Origin of the sequence: uncultured Bacteroides sp. (genome assembly GCF_958445495.1) — a bacterium.
Classification (GTDB): Bacteria; Bacteroidota; Bacteroidia; order Bacteroidales; family Bacteroidaceae; genus Bacteroides.
In genome coordinates, this window is record NZ_CAUCSQ010000016.1 from 52,844 (window position 1) to 75,010 (window position 22,167).

Annotated in this window: 17 protein-coding genes; 12 read left to right on the forward strand and 5 right to left on the reverse strand. The window is 45.0% G+C overall.

What is annotated here, in order from left to right; all coding sequences use genetic code 11:
• Window positions 1–238 precede the first annotated feature (238 nt).
• Window positions 239–670: a thioesterase family protein gene (locus Q5076_RS07560; RefSeq protein WP_303012149.1), complete on the reverse strand. Its 432-nt coding sequence runs from the start codon at window positions 668–670 to the stop codon at window positions 239–241.
• Window positions 671–1,065: 395 nt separating this feature from the next.
• Here Q5076_RS07560 and Q5076_RS07565 point away from each other — a divergent pair, with 395 nt between their 5' ends.
• From Q5076_RS07565 to Q5076_RS07620, 12 genes are all read left to right on the forward strand, one after another.
• Window positions 1,066–4,059: a TonB-dependent receptor gene (locus tag Q5076_RS07565; protein ID WP_303012150.1), complete on the forward strand. Its 2,994-nt coding sequence runs from the start codon at window positions 1,066–1,068 to the stop codon at window positions 4,057–4,059.
• Between the two features lie 22 nt (window positions 4,060–4,081).
• Complete coding sequence (locus tag Q5076_RS07570) at window positions 4,082–5,698, forward strand: RagB/SusD family nutrient uptake outer membrane protein (RefSeq protein ID WP_303012151.1); 1,617 nt, start codon at window positions 4,082–4,084, stop codon at window positions 5,696–5,698.
• A gap of 263 nt (window positions 5,699–5,961) precedes the next feature.
• Complete coding sequence (locus Q5076_RS07575; RefSeq protein WP_303012152.1) at window positions 5,962–6,525, forward strand: L-threonylcarbamoyladenylate synthase; 564 nt, start codon at window positions 5,962–5,964, stop codon at window positions 6,523–6,525.
• Window positions 6,526–8,319, forward strand: a complete 1,794-nt coding sequence (locus tag Q5076_RS07580; protein ID WP_303012153.1) for a chloride channel protein — start codon at window positions 6,526–6,528, stop codon at window positions 8,317–8,319.
• 63 nt (window positions 8,320–8,382) lie between these two features.
• On the forward strand, window positions 8,383–9,351 hold the full coding sequence (gene fmt / locus Q5076_RS07585) for a methionyl-tRNA formyltransferase (protein ID WP_303012154.1): 969 nt from the start codon (window positions 8,383–8,385) through the stop codon (window positions 9,349–9,351).
• Window positions 9,352–9,378: 27 nt separating this feature from the next.
• Window positions 9,379–10,029 (forward strand): ribulose-phosphate 3-epimerase, encoded by a 651-nt coding sequence (rpe, locus tag Q5076_RS07590; protein WP_303012155.1) that lies wholly within the window; start codon window positions 9,379–9,381, stop codon window positions 10,027–10,029.
• Between the two features lie 72 nt (window positions 10,030–10,101).
• Window positions 10,102–12,240: a ComEC/Rec2 family competence protein gene (locus Q5076_RS07595; protein WP_303012191.1), complete on the forward strand. Its 2,139-nt coding sequence runs from the start codon at window positions 10,102–10,104 to the stop codon at window positions 12,238–12,240.
• Window positions 12,241–12,289: 49 nt separating this feature from the next.
• Window positions 12,290–13,327, forward strand: coding sequence for a bifunctional oligoribonuclease/PAP phosphatase NrnA (locus Q5076_RS07600; RefSeq protein ID WP_303012157.1), 1,038 nt, complete (start codon window positions 12,290–12,292; stop codon window positions 13,325–13,327).
• Window positions 13,328–13,444: 117 nt separating this feature from the next.
• Window positions 13,445–14,116, forward strand: coding sequence for a DUF4827 domain-containing protein (locus Q5076_RS07605; protein WP_303012158.1), 672 nt, complete (start codon window positions 13,445–13,447; stop codon window positions 14,114–14,116).
• Window positions 14,117–14,186: 70 nt separating this feature from the next.
• Window positions 14,187–15,578 (forward strand): phosphoglucosamine mutase, encoded by a 1,392-nt coding sequence (glmM, locus tag Q5076_RS07610; RefSeq protein WP_303012160.1) that lies wholly within the window; start codon window positions 14,187–14,189, stop codon window positions 15,576–15,578.
• Window positions 15,579–15,955: 377 nt separating this feature from the next.
• Window positions 15,956–16,417: a hypothetical protein gene (locus tag Q5076_RS07615; protein WP_303012161.1), complete on the forward strand. Its 462-nt coding sequence runs from the start codon at window positions 15,956–15,958 to the stop codon at window positions 16,415–16,417.
• 11 nt (window positions 16,418–16,428) lie between these two features.
• The gene (locus Q5076_RS07620; RefSeq protein ID WP_303012162.1) at window positions 16,429–16,890 is read left to right on the forward strand and encodes a DUF2867 domain-containing protein; all 462 of its coding nucleotides are present in this window, start codon (window positions 16,429–16,431) and stop codon (window positions 16,888–16,890) included.
• Window positions 16,891–17,404: 514 nt separating this feature from the next.
• Here Q5076_RS07620 and Q5076_RS07625 read toward each other — a convergent pair.
• The 4 genes from Q5076_RS07625 to Q5076_RS07640 are packed head-to-tail and all read right to left on the reverse strand — an operon-like array spanning window position 17,405 to window position 22,163.
• Window positions 17,405–18,436: a BACON domain-containing carbohydrate-binding protein gene (locus Q5076_RS07625; RefSeq protein ID WP_303012164.1), complete on the reverse strand. Its 1,032-nt coding sequence runs from the start codon at window positions 18,434–18,436 to the stop codon at window positions 17,405–17,407.
• Window positions 18,437–18,455: 19 nt separating this feature from the next.
• Window positions 18,456–19,724 (reverse strand): DUF4302 domain-containing protein, encoded by a 1,269-nt coding sequence (locus tag Q5076_RS07630; protein WP_303012165.1) that lies wholly within the window; start codon window positions 19,722–19,724, stop codon window positions 18,456–18,458.
• Window positions 19,725–19,761: 37 nt separating this feature from the next.
• Window positions 19,762–20,640 (reverse strand): putative zinc-binding metallopeptidase, encoded by an 879-nt coding sequence (locus tag Q5076_RS07635; RefSeq protein WP_303012166.1) that lies wholly within the window; start codon window positions 20,638–20,640, stop codon window positions 19,762–19,764.
• Window positions 20,641–20,663: 23 nt separating this feature from the next.
• Window positions 20,664–22,163: a RagB/SusD family nutrient uptake outer membrane protein gene (locus Q5076_RS07640; protein ID WP_303012167.1), complete on the reverse strand. Its 1,500-nt coding sequence runs from the start codon at window positions 22,161–22,163 to the stop codon at window positions 20,664–20,666.
• Window positions 22,164–22,167: the final 4 nt, after the last annotated feature.

Here is a 22,167-nt window from a genome sequence, read left to right on the forward strand (position 1 = left end):
CTTACCCAGAAAAACGGGGAAGGAACAGGTAGAACATTTTTTTATTCATGGATAACTTCCCTGACACAGAAGGAAATTGCCAATAGGTAGAAAACGAAAGTATGAACGAAGAAGGGTGAAAAATAACGGAGTACGGTTGAAAATACATTCATATTCTTTGGGGTGATGTCGTGTCGGGATAGAGAAAAGCGGCTTTATCTGCCAGAAGGGATGGGTAAAATGTAAATCCTCCTTTCGATTACTTTTTTTGCAGGTTCCTTCCTTCGAACTTACAGATTGCTTCTATCCATTCTTTTGTCAATGGGATGGATTCGTGCTTTTCAAGGTCGAAGGTTACCATGACCGATTTGCAGATACATTTGATTTCGTCCGTTTGCGTGTCGATTACCCGTTGAATCAGATGGAAGCTTTTGGTTCCGATTTTAGAAACGGCAGTTTGTACGGCGATATGGTCCGATGCGAAGATTTGCTTTACGAAATCGGCTTCAATATGCACTACGACAATTCCTGTCTTTTCCCAGTCCACTCCGGGACATACGGAAGCGAAATATTCGGTTTTCCCCAAATCGTAAAAAGAGAAATATACGGTATTGTTGACGTGACCGAATTTGTCTACATCATTAAAGCGCAATTGGATAGGTAATGTGTGATGAAATACGATTTCTTCCATTGTTTTCTCTTAAACGTTTTAAATTCGATACCAAAACAGCACTTTTGCTTTCTTGTTTGAAATCGGAGCAAAGATAGATATTTTCCGGTCACTCTGTTTTCGGGGATAAGAAAGAAAATAGTTAATAAAAGTTTAATAGGCGACGGTAGGGATGATAGGTGCTCGCATCTGGTATTGTGGAATTCCGTCTGTTGACCTGTGGAATTTTTACACAGTTCCACAATTTTCCCTCCTGGAGGGCACCGGCATTCCTTTTTTATTTATTGGATGATTAATAAGTTGATAATCAAATTATTGAATGATAATTTTTATTATATCTTGTTGATTTTTGGCACAAAGATTGTTAAAAGAAAAAAGTAATGAACTCTCATAATCAGTCAAAACTTAAATCAGTCATGGAAGTAATAAAGAAAAGCAAATGGTTGTTATGCATTCTTTTTATGTCGCTTTTGCCGTCCGTTGTATCCGCGCAAATGCCTTCTGCTGCTGAAGAGCGGCCGGCAGAACCGGAAGAGGTGTTGGAAGGCGGTGAAAAGACCATAAAGGGAGTCATTAATGACGAACAGGGAGAAACCATTATCGGGGCTTCTATTTTAGTGAAAGGCGAAGAGACGGGAACCACCAGTGACATAAACGGAAGATTCACGTTGAAGGCTCGTGTGGGGGCGACACTTGTTATTTCCTACATGGGCTATAATACGCAGGAGATAAAAGTGAGGAGGAGGTCCAATCTTCAGATTGTGCTGAAGGAAGATAACCAGTTGCTCGACGAGGTAGTAGTGGTGGGATACGGAACAGTCAAGAAAAGCGATTTGACGGGTTCCGTTTCTGGCGTATCGACCCGGCAATTCAAGAACCAACCTGTGAAGCGGGTTGAAAATATCCTTCAAGGCCGTACACCCGGCGTGGAAGTCACTGCGATAAGCGGTGTGCCCGGAGCCAGCATGAAGGTGCGCGTGCGCGGTACGACCTCTATCAACAAGAGCAGCGATCCTTTATATGTGATAGACGGGATTATCTCTTCCAGCGGTCTGGACGGTATCAATCCGTCGGATATCCAGTCTATGGAAGTTTTGAAAGATGCTTCTTCCACCGCCATTTACGGTTCGCGCGGTTCGAACGGGGTTATCTTAATCACCACTAAAGGTGGTAGCGAAGGGAAAGCTAGTGTCACGTTCGACGCATCTGTCGGCCTTTCTACTGTCAGGAAACAGTATGACTTGCTGAACGCATACGAATATGCGACGGCACTGAACGACATCCGGGGCTCGTCTACCATATCGAGCGAAGATTTGGCGGCTTATCAAAACGGGACAAAAGGGATAAATTGGACAGACCTTATCACCCATACGGGAGTAACGCAGGATTACAGGTTGAGTATTTCGGGAGGAAACGCCAAGGTGAAATACCTCGTTTCGGGAAATGTGTTGGACCAAGAAGCGGTTACTATCATGACGGACTATAAACGTTATGGAGTCAGGACGAACATTGATGCAGATGTGAAGCCGTGGCTGACTATATCGGCCAAGATGAACGCTACCAGCATACACAAACATAATGACGGTGCGAACTGGTTGCATGTCACTAATTTCTCACCCACTATGGAGATGAAGGACCCGGAAACCGGCGTGTACAACAAAGACCCGTACAACATAGCCAATGGTTCGAACCCCTATGGCGAGCTGATGGTAAACTACAGCGATAGTTACAGTTACAACTTGAATGCGAATCTGACGTTCCTGTTTAAAATCATGAAGGGGCTGACGCTTTCGGTGCAGGGAGGTTATGATTACGACCACAGTCCTTCTTATTCGTTCAAGTCGAAGTTGGAGTCTCCGGGAGCAATCAACAGTATGAGCAATACCAGTAGCTTGCACAACTACTGGCAGAATACAAACAATCTGACATGGCAGAGGCAGTTCGGCGACCATAGTGTAACAGCGATGGCGGTATGGGAGATAAGCCGTTCATGGGATACGAGCCTGCAGGGAAACGGCTCCAATTTGAATAATGAGAGCGTGGGGTATTGGAATATTGCTAACGCTTCCATACGGAACGCCAGTAATTCATATACGGAAGCATCTCTGGCTTCCGGAATCGTACGTGCCAACTATGATTACAAGAAACGCTATTTCATCACGGCAGCATTGAGAGCCGACGGTTCTTCTAAATTCCAGGGAAACAATAAATGGGGATATTTCCCGTCGGCTGCGGTGGCTTGGGATATTGCGAAGGAAGGTTTTATGAGTGATCAACATGTACTTGAACAATTAAAACTCAGAGGTAGTTTCGGTGTGACCGGAAATCAGGATATTTCTTCCTATAGTACGCTAGGTATGCTGTCGGGCGTGTCTTATGGTTGGGGAACTTCCAATGCCTATACCGGATATTGGGGAAACCAGTTTCCTACGCCCGACATCACTTGGGAAAAGACTTACCAGTATGACGTGGGGATGGATTTGAGCTTGGGAGGGTTCAATATCACCGTTGACTGGTTTAAGAAGATGACTAAGGATTTGCTTTTCCAGAAGCAAGTGCCTAAGTATAACGGAGGCGGCACTTATTGGGTCAATCAGGGCGAGTTGAGCAATACGGGAGTCGAATTCTCAGTCAATACGTTCCCCGTGAAAGGGGCGGTGACTTGGGAGACGAACTTCAATGCGGCTTACGTGAAGAATGAGGTGACAGATCTTGCCGGTAATGATTTTGTACTTACTGCCAATTACAGTGATTTAGGAGGTGCGATGCAGATTATGAAACCCGGCTATCCGATGGGTTCTTTCTATGTGTATCAGTGGAAGGGCTTTGATGACAAGGGAGCCAACCTTTATCAGAAGGCAGACGGCAGTCTGACAACCGACCCGACTTCCGAGGATTTGGTAGTGAAGGGGCAGGCCAGCCCGAAATGGACATTGGGATGGAATAATACCATCACTTGGCGAAACTGGACACTGAATATTTTCTTCAACGCTGCCACCGGATACAACCGATTGAACATAAGCCGTTTCATGGCTGCTTCAATGACAGGTAATTCTCGGTTTATCACTTTGAGGGATGCATATTTTAAAGGTTGGGATTATGTGGGCAATAAGGCGGATGCTGCCTATCCGAGCCTTACCAATACGGATAGCAAGAACTACGCGAATTCGGATTTCTGGCTGGAGGATGCTTCTTTTGTCAAATTGAAGAATGTTAGTATCTCGTATCATATCCCTAGGCGGGTATTGAAGTTTGCGAGCGTACAGTTGTCCGTGAGTGCGCAGGACCTCTTTACAATCACCCGCTATAAGGGAATGGACCCGGAAGTCTACACGAGTTATGACGGGTTGGATTATGGAGCTTATCCGATACCGCGTACCATTACATTCGGAGCTAAAATAAGATTCTAACCATTGATTATATAGACTAATTATGAAAACGATTTATAATAGATATATGATAAAGATTGGGGTATTCCTTTGTGTTGCCTTGTGTTCGGTTTCTTGCAGCGATTTTCTTGAGGAGGACCCGAAAGGACAGTTGACGTCGGAGGGTTTTTTCAGCAATAAAGAAGATTTGGACGCTTCGTTGACTGCATTATATTCCGTAATAGCGACTTCGCAAGCGAGCAATAACCTTTGCGGTACGAATTTTCTGGCAGGCGATGATATTTCTACGCATCCTTCCAGTAACAAGCAGCCGCTCAGGGAACATGACCAGTTTGACGTAAAAGATAATAATTCCTGGCTGTCCAGTATGTGGGAACAACGTTTCAAGGTTATCAAGGCGGCCAACTTTATTATCAACAATGCGGGACGTACTCCCGATGTCTCGGAAGACGAGATTAAGGTTGCCGTCGGGCAGGCGCATTACTGGCGGGCGTATTCTTATTTCTATCTGGTGACGACGTGGGGACCTGTACCTGTCATGCTGGAAGAGGAAATCAATTACAATGCTCCGCTGAAATCGGAAGAGGAGGTTTATGAGTTGATTCTGTCCGACTTGAAGATTGCCGAGAGTGATTGTCCTGTGATGTATGACAAGGAGCCTTATGCGAGGAACGGGATTAATATAGCCGTAAGCAAGGGAGCCGTGAAGGCGACTATGGCGTATGTCTATATGTGCATGGCGGGATGGCCGCTCAACAAAGGGCAGGAATATTATAAGTTGGCTGCTTCCAAAGCCAGGGAAGTGATTGACGGGGTAGAGAACGGGACTTATTATTACGACCTACTGGAAGAGTACAGCCAAGTATATTCATGGGAATACAACAATAGTAATAAAGAGTTGTTGTTGGGTATTTATTATAACAGGGACCAGACCAATCAGTCCGCTCCCTTGACCGATTTCCTCCAAGACATGAAACAAGGAGGATGGGGAGATACAAACGGAGAGATTAATTTCTGGCTGAAATTTCCGGAGGGGCCTCGCAAGGATGCTACTTATTTCCCGAAAATCATGCTTAACGATGGGGAACTTCATGACTGGTGGGAAGACACTGACCCGCCTTCCCGCGAGGTGGTTGCACCTGTTTTCATGAAGACTGTTGAAGGGGCTGTTCGTGGAACGGAATTTGACTATACCGACCCTGCTATGGTGAATGCAGCAGGTGAAAAAACTTTTCAGTTGATACGACTCTCGCAGGTATATTGCTGGTATGCCGAAGCGGTAGGGCGTTCCGGAGAGGTTAATGCAAAAGCTGTGGAAGTATTGAATAAGGTACGTAACAGGGCGGACGGTGAAGAGAGTAACAGATACAGCATATCAATGACTCCGGAGAAATTAGCAGAAGCCGGGTACAATGAACACGGCTGGGAAATAGCCGGATATTATTGGGGAGGTATTGCAAGCAGGGCAAGGGATATGTTCAGGATGTACCGCTATAAGGAGCATTTTGAATTCCGTAAGGAGAATCCGGAACTTACGGTGGCACCCGGAGTGAAAAGAAAAGAAATCGTACCGGTGACGGGTACATGGGACGACAGCAAAATGTATGTTCCTTATCCTTATGAGGATGTAATTCTAAATCCAAACCTAAAACGTAACTGACCTTATAAAAATACGATTCTTAAGATTATCTGTTTGTCATGTAAGACGGCGTGGACCTTTGCATCGGTCTGCGCCGTTTATCTTTTCAAGACGTGTTTCTTCGAGGAAAACATCTCCTGTTCGCTCTCTGTCTGGCAGGTAGTTCCACCCGTTCTATGGGTAGTTGATTTAGAAAGGGCGCTTAAAAACGTCTGGATAGATTTTACGGAATGGAATAAAAGTGTTATTTTTGCCTCTTGTTCTTAACGGAAATTAATCAAGAAATGATAGAAGATATTAAAAAAGCCTGTCAGGTGATGCGTGAAGGGGGAGTGATTCTTTACCCTACTGATACTGTATGGGGGATAGGTTGTGACGCCACTAACGAGGAAGCAGTGCGACGGGTGTATGAGATAAAAAAACGCGCTGATAGCAAAGCGCTGTTGGTGCTGGTGGATACGCCCGTAAAGGTAGATTTTTATGTGAAGGATGTTCCCGACGTGGCATGGGAGTTGATGGAGGTGGCGGATAAACCGCTGACGATTATCTATTCCGGTGCCCGCAACCTGGCTCCGAACTTGCTCGCGGAAGACGGAAGCATAGGTATCCGTGTAACGGATGAGCTCTTTTCCAAACGGCTTTGCCAACAGTTCCGTAAGGCTGTCGTTTCTACGTCTGCTAACGTCAGCGGCCAGCCGGGGGCTGCCAATTTCAGTGAGATTAGTGATGAAATCAAATCAGCCGTGGACTATGTTGTGGGTTACCGGCAGGATGATATGGGACGGCCCAAACCGTCTAGTATTATAAAGCTGGATAAGGGGGGAGTGATTAAAATAATTCGCGAATAAATGAAAGAAGAGAAGCCGGGTTTATTGCAGCGCTGTATCAAATGGCGGGAGGATAATATTAAGGAGAAGCAGTTCATCCTGGTATTGAGTTTTCTGGTGGGAATCTTTACGGCATTTGCCGCTTTGATATTGAAGTTTTTGATTCACCAGATACAAAATTTCCTGACCGATAATTTTAATGTGACGGAAGCTAACTACCTGTACCTGGTGTACCCGGTAGTGGGGATTTTCCTGTCCGGTTGGTTTGTACGCAATATCGTGAAGGACGATATCAGCCACGGGGTCACCAAGATTCTCTATGCTATTTCCCGCAGGCAGGGACGTATCAAGCGGCATAATATTTGGTCGTCCACCATTGCTAGTGCTATCACCATTGGATTCGGTGGGTCGGTCGGGGCGGAAGCGCCGATTGTGCTGACCGGTTCGGCGATAGGTTCCAATCTGGGCAGTGTGTTCAAGATGGAACACCGTACGTTGATGTTGCTGGTGGGATGCGGCGCGGCGGGGGCGATTGCCGGCATTTTTAAGGCTCCGATTGCCGGGTTGGTGTTTACCCTGGAGGTTTTGATGATAGATTTAACCATGTCTTCCTTGCTTCCGTTGCTGATTTCCGCCGTCACGGCGGCTACGGTGTCTTACATCACGACGGGACAAGAGGCTATGTTTAAATTCCATCTCGACCAGGCATTCGAATTGGAACGTATTCCTTTCGTTATCCTGCTGGGAATTTTTTGCGGACTTATCTCGCTGTATTTCACACGGGCCATGAATTCGGTAGAGGGTGTCTTCGGCAAGCTCAGAAATCCTTATCGGAAATTGGCGTTCGGCGGGGTGATGCTGAGCGTGTTGATTTTCCTTTTTCCTCCTCTCTACGGCGAAGGGTACGATACTATCGAATTATTGTTGAACGGGACGTCTCCTGAGGAATGGGATACGGTGATGAATAATTCGATGTTCTACGGTTACGGTAATCTGTTGTTGGTATATCTGGTGCTGATTGTTTTGTTGAAGGTGTTCGCTTCCAGTGCGACAAACGGCGGAGGCGGTTGCGGCGGTATCTTTGCTCCTTCGCTTTATCTGGGTTGTATCGCCGGGTTCATATTTTCCCATTTCAGTAATGATTTTGCCTTTTCTGCCTATCTGCCGGAGAAAAATTTTGCGCTGATGGGGATGGCAGGAGTCATGAGCGGGGTGATGCACGCCCCTCTGACGGGTGTATTCTTGATTGCCGAACTGACGGGCGGGTATGATTTGTTTCTGCCGTTAATGATTGTGTCCGTAAGTTCTTATCTGACGATTATAGCGTTCGAACCCCACAGTATTTATTCGATGCGTCTGGCGAAGAAAGGACAGTTGCTGACACATCATAAGGATAAGGCAGTGCTGACGCTGATGAAGATGGAGAATGTTGTGGAGAAGGATTTTGTAACGGTGCATCCTGAAATGGATTTGGGGGAACTGGTGAAGGCGATTGCTGCTTCCCACCGGAATGTTTTCCCTGTGACGGATAAGAAAACGGGTGAATTGCTGGGTATTGTCCTGCTCGATGATATCCGCAACATCATGTTCCGTCAAGAACTTTATCACCGTTTTACCGTTAGTAAATTAATGACGTCGGCACCGGCCAAAATATTTGATACGGACGGAATGGAGCAGGTGATGCAGACGTTTGACGATACCAAGGCGTGGAATCTTCCTGTAATAGACGAGGAGGGACGTTATCAGGGGTTTGTCTCCAAATCGAAGATATTTAATTCATACCGGCAAGTGCTGGTGCATTTTTCCGAGGATTGACGTGTGGGAGGCTTTTATGCGTAAGTATCATTTTATTAGTGTCGTTTGTTTAATGAGAAAAGTATGAAGAAAGAAGATTTAAGGATTGTATATATGGGGACTCCGGATTTTGCGGTGGAGGCTCTGCGCCGGTTGGTGGAAGGGGGATATAATGTCGTGGGTGTGATTACAATGCCGGATAAGCCTGCCGGACGCGGACATAAGATTCAGTATTCTCCGGTAAAGGAATATGCACTTGAACGGGGCTTGCCGTTGCTTCAGCCGGAGAGGCTGAAAGATGAGGTTTTTGTACAGGCTCTGCGCGAGTGGAAAGCGGACTTACAGATTGTAGTCGCTTTTCGCATGTTGCCGGAGGTGGTATGGAACATGCCCCGGCTGGGTACTTTCAATCTTCATGCTTCTTTGCTGCCTCAGTATCGGGGGGCTGCTCCTATTAATTGGGCGGTTATCAACGGCGATACGGAAACTGGGATTACCACTTTTTTTCTGAAACATGAGATAGATACCGGTGAGGTCATTCAGCAGGTGCGTGTGCCGATTGCAGATACCGACAACGTGGAAATCGTTCATGACAAGCTGATGGTATTGGGGGGAAAGTTGGTGGTCGAGACGGTGGATGCTATTTTGAACGGTACGGTGAAATCGGTTCCGCAAGAAGAAATGGTGGTGGCGGATGAGCTTCGTCCTGCTCCGAAGATATTCAAGGAGACTTGCCGGATTGACTGGAACCAACCGGTGAAAAGGATATATGATTTCATTCGCGGGTTGTCTCCTTATCCTGCCGCGTGGAGTAATTTAGTTGCTCCAGGTGGGGAGGTGACGGTCGTGAAGATTTTTGAAAGCGAGAAAATAACGGAGTCGCATCGGCTTCCTGTCGGAACTGTCGTGACAGACGGAAAGAAGTATATAAAGGTGGCAGTGCCTGACGGGTTCTTGTCGGTTCTCTCTTTGCAGTTTCCCGGCAAGAAGCGCTTGAAGACGGATGAATTGCTCCGGGGATTCCGTCTGACGGACGAATTTAGAATGAACTGAGTGTTAATAACCTAAAATAAACGACTTATGAAACCGATTATAGCTCCTTCCATTCTTTCTGCCGATTTCGGCTGTCTGGCGAAAGACATTGAAATGCTGAACCGCAGTGAGGCGGGGTGGATACATATTGATATTATGGACGGGGTTTTTGTGCCTAACATATCGTTCGGTTTTCCGGTGTTGAAGTATGTTGCGAAGTTGAGCGAGAAGCCGCTGGATGTACATCTGATGATTGTCAATCCGGAGAAATTCATTCCGGAGGTGAAGGCTTTGGGAGCACATACGATGAATGTGCATTATGAGACTTGCCCACATTTGCACCGGGTGGTACAGCAAATCAGGGAAGCGGGCATGCAGCCCGCCGTGACGATTAATCCGGCGACTCCCGTGGCTTTTTTACAGGATATTGTCCGAGAAGTGTATATGGTGCTTATCATGAGTGTGAACCCCGGATTCGGAGGACAGAAATTTATCGGGCATTCGGTGGAGAAGGTGCGTGAGTTGCGTGAGTTGATCGAACGGACGGGGTCGAAGGCACTGATTGAAGTAGATGGCGGCGTGAATCTGGAAACCGGTGCGCGCTTGGTGGAGGCCGGGGCTGATGTGCTGGTGGCGGGTAATGCAGTTTTCGGAGCACCGGAACCGGAAATGATGATTCGTCGGTTGCGTGATTTGTAATGGAAACCGCCTGTTGCGGCGGTGTCTCTTGCCAGTTCGGTTATGAGTATGGAACGTCCGGTTATCGGTACGTTGAGTGATTTTCATATTCATCGGTATCCTTATATACGTCTGCTTGTCCCGTGGGTGGCGGGTGTTCTCTGCGGCAGCCGTTTCTTCGGTTGTTCATGGGAATTTTTCGGTTGTCTGTCGGATTTTTTTCGGGGGATAGAGGGGTGGGGCGTGTTTATTGCCATTTTTTTCTTTTCATTTTATTTTCTGAAGCGTTATTCTCTGCGTTGGTGTTTCGGCGTTGCGACGTGTGTCCTTTTCTTTGCAGGAGGATGGCTGGGGATAACCCGGCAGCTTCAGGGGGTTGTTTATGTTTTTCCGGAAGAAGAGGTTGTGTATCGGGTGAAGATAACGGACACGCCTAAAGCGGGAGAACGTACTTTATTTTGTCAGGTCCGGATAAAAGAGTGGCGCGACAGTACGGGAAACTTTCATCCGGCGGGGTGCGGGGCGATTCTTTATCTGCAACGGGATTCAGCGGCAGAAAAAGTAGGGAGTGGAGACGAGTTGTTGACATCAGTCCGTATTTCTTCGCCGGTGAACGGGAAAAACTGGGATGAGTTCGATTATGCCCGTTTTCTGATGTATCGGGGAATCAGTGGTACGGGGTATGTCTCGTCTGGAAAGTGGATGAGGTTGGGCGGGGATGTCCCGTTTCCTGCTTTTGAGTGTACCGCTTTAAGGAGTATGGCGGGGAAATACCGTGAGAAATTAATCGCTTTTTATCGGAAACTGGGATTCGAAGGGGATAGGCTGGCTGTACTTTCCGCACTGACTATAGGGGACAGGACGGATTTGAGCGAATCTGTTTATGAGAGTTATTCAGTGGCGGGGACGAGCCATGTGCTGGCATTGTCTGGATTGCATACTGGGCTTTTGTACGCTTTGTTTTTCTTTCTTTTCAAGTCTGTTACCGGCAGGAGGGGTATCGGCAGAAAGGTGAATGCCGTGTTTCTCTTTGTACTATTATGGGGCTTTGCCTTTTTTACTGGGTTTTCTCCTTCCGTGGTCCGTTCTGTCACTATGCTTTCTGTGTTGGCGGCGGCAGATGTTTTCGGTCGGCAGACTTTGTCATTGAATACGTTAGCTATTGCTGCGTGGATGATGCTGCTGGTTAGTCCGGCGTGGTTGTTTGATATCGGCTATCAGTTGTCTTTTTTTGCCGTTGCTTCTGTTTTGCTTATCCACAGACCTCTTTATCGGATGCTCCCGGTAAAGGGCTGGGTAGGGAAGTATGTTTGGGGGCTGATGAGCGTGTCGGTTGCGGCACAGTTGGGGACTGCTCCTCTCGTTATGTTTTACTTTTCCCGTTTTCCCGTTTATTTTCTGTTAGCTAATCTTGTCGTGATTCCTTTGGTGACTATTATTTTGTATGCCGCTGTCTTGATGTTGTTTCTCACTTTTTTGCCTTGGGCGCAGGTTTGGGTTACCGAAGGGGTTAAATGTCTTTTGGACGGGTTGAATGTTTTTGTCCGGTGGGTGGAACGGTTACCTTATGCTTCGATTGACGGAATCTGGCTTTACGGGGTGGAAGTGCTCGGAATCTATGTCTCGCTTTTTTTGTTTTTCCGTTATTGGACGGACCATCGGTCGGGAAGTCTCCGGCTTTGTCTGTTCTCACTCGTTCTGCTGGGGGCGTATCATGCTACTGCATCTTGGACGGATCGCCCTCGGAATAGCCTTGTTTTTTACAATGTCCGGGGGTGTCCGGCGGTTCATTGCATAAGCGCTGACCGGCAGTCATGGATTAGTTATGGAGATTCTTTTCCGGACAAGAGGCGTTTACAGCGTGTGGCCGCCGGTTTCTGGCGTCGTTCCCGACTTCTTCCTCCAGTGGAAGTAGCTGCCGGTACTCGGAATGCCGGGAGTTGTTGCCGTCAGCAAGTCCTCTCTTTTTACGGATGCCGGATTTGCATGGTTACCGATAACCGGTGGCGGAATCAATCTGTCGGTGTTCCGTTGGGCATAGACTATCTTTATCTATGTAAGGGGTACAGTGGTCATCTGGAAGAACTCACCCGACTTTTTACTCCTTCATGTGTTGTTTTGGATGCTTCTCTTCCGGAATACCGGAAACTGCTTTTTAAAGATGAGTGCAGGCAGGCCGGTTTACGTTTTATCTCTTTATCCGAAGAAGGTTCTGTCCGGTTTTTGCTCTAAGTACAAAGATTTATCGTACATTTGCACCCTGATAAAATAAGATGATAGTATGTTGACGAAAGTAATCGAACAGGCGAAAATCGACCATTTTACCAAATGGTTTGAAAGGGCCGACAAGATAGTAATCGTATCCCATGTATCTCCCGACGGTGACGCTATCGGTTCTTCACTGGGATTGTATCATTTCTTGGACTCGCAAGAAAAAACGGTAAATGTTATTGTACCTAACGCATTTCCCGACTTCCTGCGGTGGATGCCGGGAAGTAAGGATATTCTTTTGTATGATCGTTACAGGGAGTTTGCAGATAAGTTGATTGCCGAGGCTGACGTAATCTGCTGTCTGGATTTCAATGCATTAAAGCGTATTGACGATATGGCAGGAGCGGTGGCGGCTTCTCCCGCACGCAAGATAATGATTGACCACCACCTTTATCCGGAAGATTTCTGTAGGATTACGATGTCTTATCCGAAAATCTCGTCTACCTCTGAATTGATATTCCGGCTGATTTGCCGAATGGGGTATTTTGGCGATATTTCCAAAGAAGGGGCGGCATGTATCTATACGGGAATGATGACGGATACGGGCGGGTTTACTTATAACTCCAACAACCGGGAGATCTATTTCATTATCAGCGAGCTTCTTTCCAAGGGGATTGACAAGGACGATATTTACCGGAAGGTGTATAATACGTATTCGGAGAGCCGTTTGCGCCTGATGGGACATGTGTTATCGAACATGAAGGTCTATCCGGATTGTAATTCCGCACTGATAACTTTGACGAAAGCGGAGCAAAGCAGGTTCAATTATATAAAAGGGGATAGCGAGGGGTTTGTGAATATTCCTCTTTCCATCAAGAATGTATGTTTCTCCTGCTTTTTGCGTGAGGATACCGAGAAACCGATGATTAAGATTTCCCTTCGTTCGGTGGGCTCGTTCCCCTGTAACCGGTTGGCGGCGGAATTCTTTAACGGAGGCGGGCATCTTAACGCTTCGGGCGGCGAGTTTTTCGGAACGATGGAGGAGGCGAAAGCTGTCTTTGAGAAGGCGCTTGCGAAGTATAAACCTTTATTAACTTCAAAAAGCTGAAAACGGAAGGTTAAAAGTGAATATGGAAAGGTTAAAAGATACGAACTTTCAACGTGCTCTTTTCAACTTTTAATGATTTTGAGATACATTTGTGCGTAATATAGCTAATAACAGATAATGAAGAAACTTATATTTTTATTTCTTTCCGTATTGGCGGCCGGGAGCTTCTTTCAGGCATGTGACGATTCGAAGACTTATGCGGAAATGCTGGAGGATGAGAAGAATGCGGTGGAAAAGTTTATCAAGGATAGTGCGATTCATGTCATTTCAGAGCAGCAGTTCGAGAAGAACGGTTATAAAACCGCGGTGAAAGGTAAGGATGGGGCGCAATATGACGAATATGTCGCTTTCTCTGCCGACGGGGTATATATGCAAGTGGTGGATGCCGGGGACAGTGAGAGTGAAGACAATAAATTCAAGGACGGTAATATTATATGCGTGCGTTATCTGGAAAAGGATGTTGCAACGCGCGAGCTTACCTGTTTCAACGTCGCTTTGGACGGATATATGGACGCAAGCCAATTATATACCAATCCGGGAGTGTTCCGTTATGTGGTTAACGAGTCTTCTTCTTATTCTGCCGGGACGTTTATTGAGATGGATTATTACTGGGCCAACTATTATCAAAGTACTGCCGTGCCGCAGGGCTGGCTTCTGGCTTTGCCTTATCTGTATAACAATGCTCATGTCCGTTTGATTATACCTTCCAAGATGGGACATTCATCCGCACAGCAGTATGTCACGCCTTTCTACTATGATATCTGGAAGTTCAGTAAAGCGAAAAGCTGAGAAAGAACCGCCAGTGGCGGAACAGAAGACTATGCACCAACATAAATAAAAATCTTTTAGTTAAAAACCTATGACTCTAATCAAATCTATCTCTGGAATCCGCGGAACTATCGGCGGAGGAGCGGGCGAAGGACTGAACCCGCTTGACATTGTGAAATTCACTTCGGCTTATGCTACTTTAATTCGCAAGACTTGCAAAGTTAAAAGCAATAAGATTGTTGTGGGACGTGATGCCCGCATCTCAGGTGAAATGGTAAAAAACGTAGTGGTCGGCACATTGATGGGAATGGGCTGGGATGTTGTGGACATTGATTTGGCTTCTACCCCGACTACGGAATTGGCTGTGACGATGGAAGGTGCCAGCGGGGGAATCATCCTGACGGCTTCTCATAATCCGAAACAATGGAATGCATTGAAATTATTGAATGAACATGGCGAATTCCTGAATGCGGCGGAAGGCAATGAGGTACTCCGTATCGCTGAGGCGGAGGAGTTTGACTATGCGGACGTTGACCACTTAGGTTCTTATCGTAAAGACTTATCGTATAATCAAAAACATATCGACAGTGTATTGGCACTTGATTTGGTGGATGTGGAGGCTATCAGGAAAGCAGACTTTCGTGTCGCTATTGACTGCGTGAATTCCGTAGGTGGCATCATCCTTCCGCAGTTGCTTGAGCGCCTGGGTGTAAAGCACGTGGAGAAGCTTTATTGTGAGCCTACCGGTAACTTCCAGCATAACCCGGAACCGCTAGAAAAGAACTTGGGGGATATCATGAACCTGATGAAGGGTGGAAAGGCTGATGTGGCATTTGTTGTGGACCCAGATGTGGACCGTTTGGCTATGATTTGTGAGAACGGTGTGATGTACGGTGAAGAATATACGTTGGTGACTGTTGCGGACTACGTATTGAAACATACTCCGGGTAATACTGTTTCCAATTTGAGTTCTACCCGTGCCTTGCGTGACGTGACCCGCAAGTACGGTATGGAATACAATGCGTCTGCCGTAGGTGAGGTGAATGTCGTGACAAAGATGAAAGCTACTGATGCCGTTATTGGCGGTGAAGGAAACGGGGGAGTGATTTATCCCGCCAGCCATTACGGACGTGACGCTTTGGTTGGTATCGCTCTATTCCTTAGTCATTTGGCTCATGAGGGGAAAAAAGTGAGCGAATTGCGCGCCGCTTATCCTTCTTATTTCATGGCAAAGAACCGTGTGGACTTGACGCCCGATACGGATGTGGATGCTATCCTTGCTAAGGTGAAGGAAATCTATAAGGATGAGGAAATCAATGATATTGATGGTGTAAAGATTGACTTTGCGGACAAATGGGTACATTTGCGTAAAAGTAATACAGAACCGATTATCCGTGTGTATAGTGAAGCTGCTACAATGGAAGCCGCCGAAGAAATCGGCCAGAAGATTATGACCGTGATTCATGAGTTGGCAGGAAAGTAACAGTTTTTGGTGGATTAAAAAGGAGGTTTGAAATAGGATTTTTGAAAATGGGAGGGTCTATAGGGCCTATGGCCGATTGAGCCTTTTCAGGGTAAATCTTCTTGTTTAGTCTTTGTGCCGAGATATTCGGGAAAAGAAATATGTGGGAGGTTGTATCTCAAAATGAAGTGTGCTTCAAAAGTTTTATGTCCGACTTTTGGGGTACACTTTAACATGATTTTGAGCTCAGCCTCTTTTTCCTATTTTTCTTTAGGGATATTCATAGAATAGAAAATGAAGAGTGAATGCCTGTGGAAAGGGTGGATTTGCTCTTCACTGATTTTAAAAGTATGGAATTTACCGGATAGCATCTTTTGATGCTATCATTTTTTTATAGTATGGAATTGTCGGATTGGTTCAAAGGATTTGAGAAAGGAATCGCCCAGCTATCACCCGAACAGAGAGAAGTTTTCTTTGGGGAATGTGGTAAGAATTGTGTGAAATACGGAACTTTGCAAATTTGTAAAGAGTTATATGAAAGTACGCAAGGTGATTTGGATAATTTTTTTTTGAAAACAAATGAACTGCCGGGAGTAAGATGTGAAATTGTTAAAAAAGGCTTTACTTACCATTTGTATTTTATGGAGTGTACTTGTGAGTTATGCCGGAAGGGGTATGTATTTACACCTTTACTTTGTGAATGCTCCAGGCAAAGCATTCTGTATGTCTTACAGTCGTTATGGAAAGACAGGGTATTTTGTGTAACACTTTGTAATTCTATCTTGCAGGGAAATCAAGATTGTAAAATGAAAATTGAAATAGAGAGCAATGCCGAAACGCATAAAGTGCAGGCTTTATAAGGAATAACATTATGGAAACAGGCTATGTCGATTATACCGACACTTATATGGAGACCCTCCAGAACGCTCGCAGGATGACTGCCGGAGATTTGTTCCGGTTGATGTTCATCTGTTATCCCAAGCCAATTCTATATCTGTTCCGGCTACGTAATTGGTTGGTAAAGCCATTTGGGTTTCAAGGGGGAGGAGGGTTTGCAGGGTTGATAAAAGAAAAGAGCGAGAAGGAGGTTGTTTTCGGCAAATCGGACAAGCATCTGACATTTTATGTATTGTTGCAATGTGATACGCCTGATGCTTGCACCCAACGCCAATCCATTCGGATGACTACTTTTATCAAGTATCACAATTCGTTGGGCAGAGTATATTTCTTTTTCGTCCGTCCTTTTCATGTTCTGATTTGTAAAAGGCTTCTGAGATGGGCAGTGCGAAACTGGGAGAATGGAAACGTCGGTGATTTGTATCGTGCTACCTGAATACTGTTTGTGGAAGCCCCGTTTATCGAGATGGATGACTGACTATGCCATTTATTTTATAATACCTGAATTAATAGAAGAATCTTTGTCTATATAACACGTGGAATAGTGTTGTATTTCTTTCCGCTTGAGAAGTTCCAAGTCGTTGAAAGAAAGGTTATGTGGCCTGAATTAGAATATATATATATCCTCTGTGTTGTGCCGTATATTCTTGTTTGTTGGGGTATGAAGCGGCTGTGGCATGTTTGACTGGTTCCTCAAAATCCATAACGTGAAAGTAATTCTTTTATTGCTAAATTTTTAATTTTGGTAAGTTGTCGTCCGTTTTTTATCTTATCTGCAGTATGGATAGATTTCTTCGTTGTTTGTCTATTCTCCTTCTTTTACCGGTTATGAAAAAGAGCCATATTGAACTTTATTTTGTACTGTTTCCGGGAGTCGGATAAAATTTTGGGGACAATACAGTTTAAAGTTGATACGGCTCTTTGGTATGGTATCAGTTACAAGTTGTAACTTATTTGCTTTCCCATACGAGGTCTACTATGGCGGCGATGCCGTTACCTGACGGTGCACCGTTTGAAGTGATGCTGTAATAGAAACCGTCTACGTGGTAACCGCTCCATGTACCATTGTCTCCAAATTTCAGTATGATTTTATTTCCGTCTTCACTGAATGCGATAGGAGCTGCATATTCTACCGATGTGTCCCAAGTCAGGGTTCCCGTAGCGTCATAAGCGCAGAGTACTACATTCTCATTCGGATTACTAGCATAGGGACCTAATATCTGATTGAAGTTTATTATGACGTTAGTGCTTTTGACTGTAATATAATACGGACCGTCATAGGCACTGCCGGTCGGTGTGACTTTGTAACGGTTTGCTGTTTCCGTACTTTCTATCACACAAGTTCCGTAAGCCGTTTTTCCGCCGTTAATATAACAGTTCCATTCTCCGGCGATGTTTCTATCCATTTGCGTTACAGTATAGGTCAAGTCGTGTATGCCCGTTACTAGCCGGAAGGAACATGAACGGTATTTTTTTCCGTCAGGAAGAGGGTCTACTCGTAAAGTCAGCATATCTTCTTCCAGAGTGTATGTAATCCAGTCTTCGAATCCAGACAATTCGATATCCCAGTTTGATTTCAGGCGATAGGTCGTCTCGCCGCCTTCCAAATCGAATGTGATGTTTTCTTCTACCAATGTGGTATCTAAAATGTCACCGGATTGGTAAACGGGTATTTCCGTTTCTTCATTACCACTCCTGATTGTAATCATTGCCGAACGGCTCTCTATTCTGGGATTGATTGCAACGGTTACGTTTACTTTGTTGCCACTGACTTCTACGGTGCACCATTCTGCCGACGATGTAGCTGTGACGGGTTGGACGGAAAAGAATTCAATGATTCCTGTACCGCCATTGACGTCAAAGTCAAGATTGGCGTTTATCACTTTCAATGACGGTTCTGTTGTATTCTCGTTGTCCTCCGAACATCCGACAAGGACTGCACTGAATATCAATAAGGTCAATATGGAATATATTTTTTTCATATCAGTCTGTTTTTATCGGTTATTGGTCATTTTTGTAGAGTTTGATGTCAATGTATCTGGTATCACCACCAAATCCTTTGTATTCTCCTTCTGCACTCCATAATATAATGGCACGGGCTATGTAAGTCTTCCATACACCATTGTCTTCGAAACTGTAATATTGCTCCATTGTTTCTTCGTCATTCCTTTCAATTCCCAGCAGACCGGGACCGATTCCCCATGTCAAGTTTCCTTTTCCCGTTACTTCCCATACGGCGACATAATATTCGCCGGCATTTAAGGTGAGGATTTCCAAGCAGTCTTTCGTTGGGTTATAGTATAAAGGTAAAGGGAAGCTGAGCCCTTCTACCGTATAACTTTTCTGAGAAGCGTTATAAGTTCCGAGGCTTAACGTAATAGGTACTTCTACATCTTTACTGCCATTGTTGTATTTCATGGTATAGTTACCGTAGAATGCGATGTAACGTTCGTAATTGGGGTCGAGTATCGGCGAGAGGACTTGGTTTGCGGCAATGAATGTTTGTTGTTCGTCGGACCATTCTAATTCGTTTACTTCTAATCCGCCTATTTCTACGGATTCATATAACCGTATGCCGTTGTCTGTATATGTGTATGCTAATGTATGGCTTTCTTCCGTACCGACCTCTATTTCGATTTTTCGGTTTTCCGGAAATGAGAAGTTCATCGATAGTCCGTTTAAAACGCCGTTATAGCTGTCTATTCCCAATACGCTTGTTATGCTTTGGGTCATATTCATCACTTTAGTTAAGTACTCTTCACTGGGTTCTTTTAACTTGAACATGTGCATGGTGTTTTTGGTCTTTTTACCTTTCAACACGATTTCATTATCCGTATGGCTCATGATGATGAATTCATAGTCTCCTTCATAGCCTTTGCCTAGACCGGCTCCTTCCGATTTGTCAGGGTCGGCAAAATAATGGAGTATTTCATTATAGGTATCGAAATTCAGTGTGGGTCCCATGTCTGATTTCAATGAATAATAACTGCTGACCGTTTTGGAAGGATCGTTGGTGATTTCGGAAGCGGCCGTCACTTGCTGTTCATCGAATTTCACGGTCATAACATATCCGCCGTAGGATTGCTTGGATGATGGATAATATTCAAGTAGCCATCCGTATTCGGCACTTAATAAAAGAGACTTACATGTCTGGAGCTCTTCGTTCATTCTTTCTTGTGCGGATTTGTCGAAAAGGTCGTCAACTTCATTGGTGCACGATTGCAGAATTCCCGCCATGATGCACACGATATAAAATAGAGTACGTTTCATAGTCTTCATTCTTTTTTGTATTTATCAATCTATTTCTTTATGGCAGTTCTGTCAAATCCATTGCTTGAATTTCGACTCCTCGTCTGTCTATTATCTCACGTAGATAATCCATGTCAATGTTGTAACTGTCTGTCATATATTTTTTCATGATTTCTATTTTCCGCTGTATGATGGCCCACCCTTCTTCACCGGCTCCGGCTTGTAGGGTATCCCATTGGTCATCAGTCCATGTTAAATAACAAGCGGTTACTTCGGCAATGTCTTCACCCGGTTCACTGCTGCCATAGGCCGTGACGAATCCGTAAGGGGCATAATCGGACATATTGGAGCGGTTATTCCAGCCTGAAGGCGAATAGTGTCCTTCACTTAGTTCGTTGTACTCTGTAGGATAGTTTTTGGTCTGATGCAGGATGTGAGCGAATTCATGGTGCATGGTCTTGAAATAACGTTCGTTCATGTCGGCTATGTCATTAGGATTTAACCAGTTGCCTCCTACCAATGTTACTTTGAGGCCACCTTCGGCGTATCCTAATGTATAGGTTCCGTTTGTATTCCATTGCCAGGAACCTATCACATGGATGATTTTAGGAGCAAATTGTCGCGTGAAGTTGATACCTCCCGCTTCATCATACGCTTCGAACCACAGGTATTTCACGGCACGGGCCATTTTTACGGCCATATTGTACTCGATGGGTACCAGGTTGTTATTCAAACTGGATTCGATATCTTCCATGCGGTATTTGAAATCTACGTTGTAAGTATAGAGATAGTTTTGGTCTAACCAAAGGTCCAATTCATTTTTTTCGTATTCCACTACATCATCGAAGATGCTGGTACTGTTTAACTCTTCTTCACTGCATGAACAAAGGGTAGTTATAAAGAAGAGAATGTATAAAAATAGGGTATTCTTTTTCATAATTATCATTCGTTTATTTCGGTTTATCGGGGATTTGGTGTCATTCCTCCCGGAGCTGCTAACACTTCGCTTGGAATTTGTATAGCCTTACGGAGGTCATTTGCTTTGAGTACGATAGGCGAACTGTTATGTACAACATGTTCATAAGAGATTCCGTAACGTTTGATATCCAGCCAGCGTATTCCTTCATGGATTCCTTCTACACGGCGAGCGTGTAGTACTGCAGAAAGCATCAGAACTTGTTCCGGCTCATAAGTAAGGCCTGTATTCAGTTCTTCCAGATTGTCATTGTTTTTATAGAATTCCATGATTTCTTTTGCTGTATTGGCTACGGTCCCTTTTTTCATATACCAGTAAGAGAGGTCTGTGGCTGCTGCTTCGTATTCTTTTTTTAGAACATGGGCTTCGGCACGGCACAGTAAGGTTTCGTCTGTAGTGAAAGCTGGTAACACAACATGGGGGTATCCTGTTTGTGCTACTTGATTGGTGATTTCGAATATTTCATTCATCTTAGGGACAAAATAGCTGACATAATCGTAGTGGAATACTGTGGTGTAAACTGTTAATTGCTTTCCTCCGGGGAAGGTGGACCATACGGAATGGTCATACAAAGTAGATTCTGTAATACCGTATCTTGCGCCTCTCGAACGTCCGTATAGGGAAGAATTGGCTATCAGCAACAAATTGGCTGGTTCTTCTTCGTCAATGTAGCCGTAGGTCCACTCATCGCTGTTGGTGTACTTATTGTAACCGTTTAAGTCACGTAATACAGATGTCGGATTTTCACCGATGGCTTGAGTGGCGTAGTCTATTACTTTGTTGTAATCTTTACCATAAAATAGATTGAAGCGGGCAGCAAAGGCGTAAGCTGCCTTTTCATTGAAATGATAAAGGGGAATGTCGTGGGTAATACCTTTAATGAGCGGTAGAGCAGCCTCTATGTCTGCATTAATCTTTTCATACACGTCTTGTAAGGTTCCTCGTTCATAAACCATCCCTACGGTCTTTTCCGTTTCAGTTACATAAGGGATTCCTAGGTTGGTAGAGGCTGTTTGTGGATTGTAAGCCATGCAAAATGTGTTTGCCAACACGAAATGCGCATAGGCACGGCATAACAACGCTTCTCCTTTGTAGGGGAGGCATTCTTCGGGGGTCCCCATAGCTTTGATTGATTCTAACGCTTGGTTGGCAGTGGCTATGGCTTTATAGTTGGTAGTCCAGATACCAGCGGGGGAATCTTGGTCTGATTCTACAGGGTCTTCCCAATAATAAGATTCTATTACGATATTGGAGGGACTTCCATAGGTATCTCCATTATCCGTATAGTCGTCAGACATGTATTCGAATAGGAGCATTGGATTCTGGTCGGGGTAGGCCGCTACCAGAATATCACGTACTTTTTCGGGGGTATCAATTTCGGTACGCTTATCAGGCATGGTATCGAGAAAATCGTTACATGATATCAGGGAACAAGCTATAATTGCTGTTGTACTGAGTTGTAATAATATCTTTTTTGTTTTCATAATC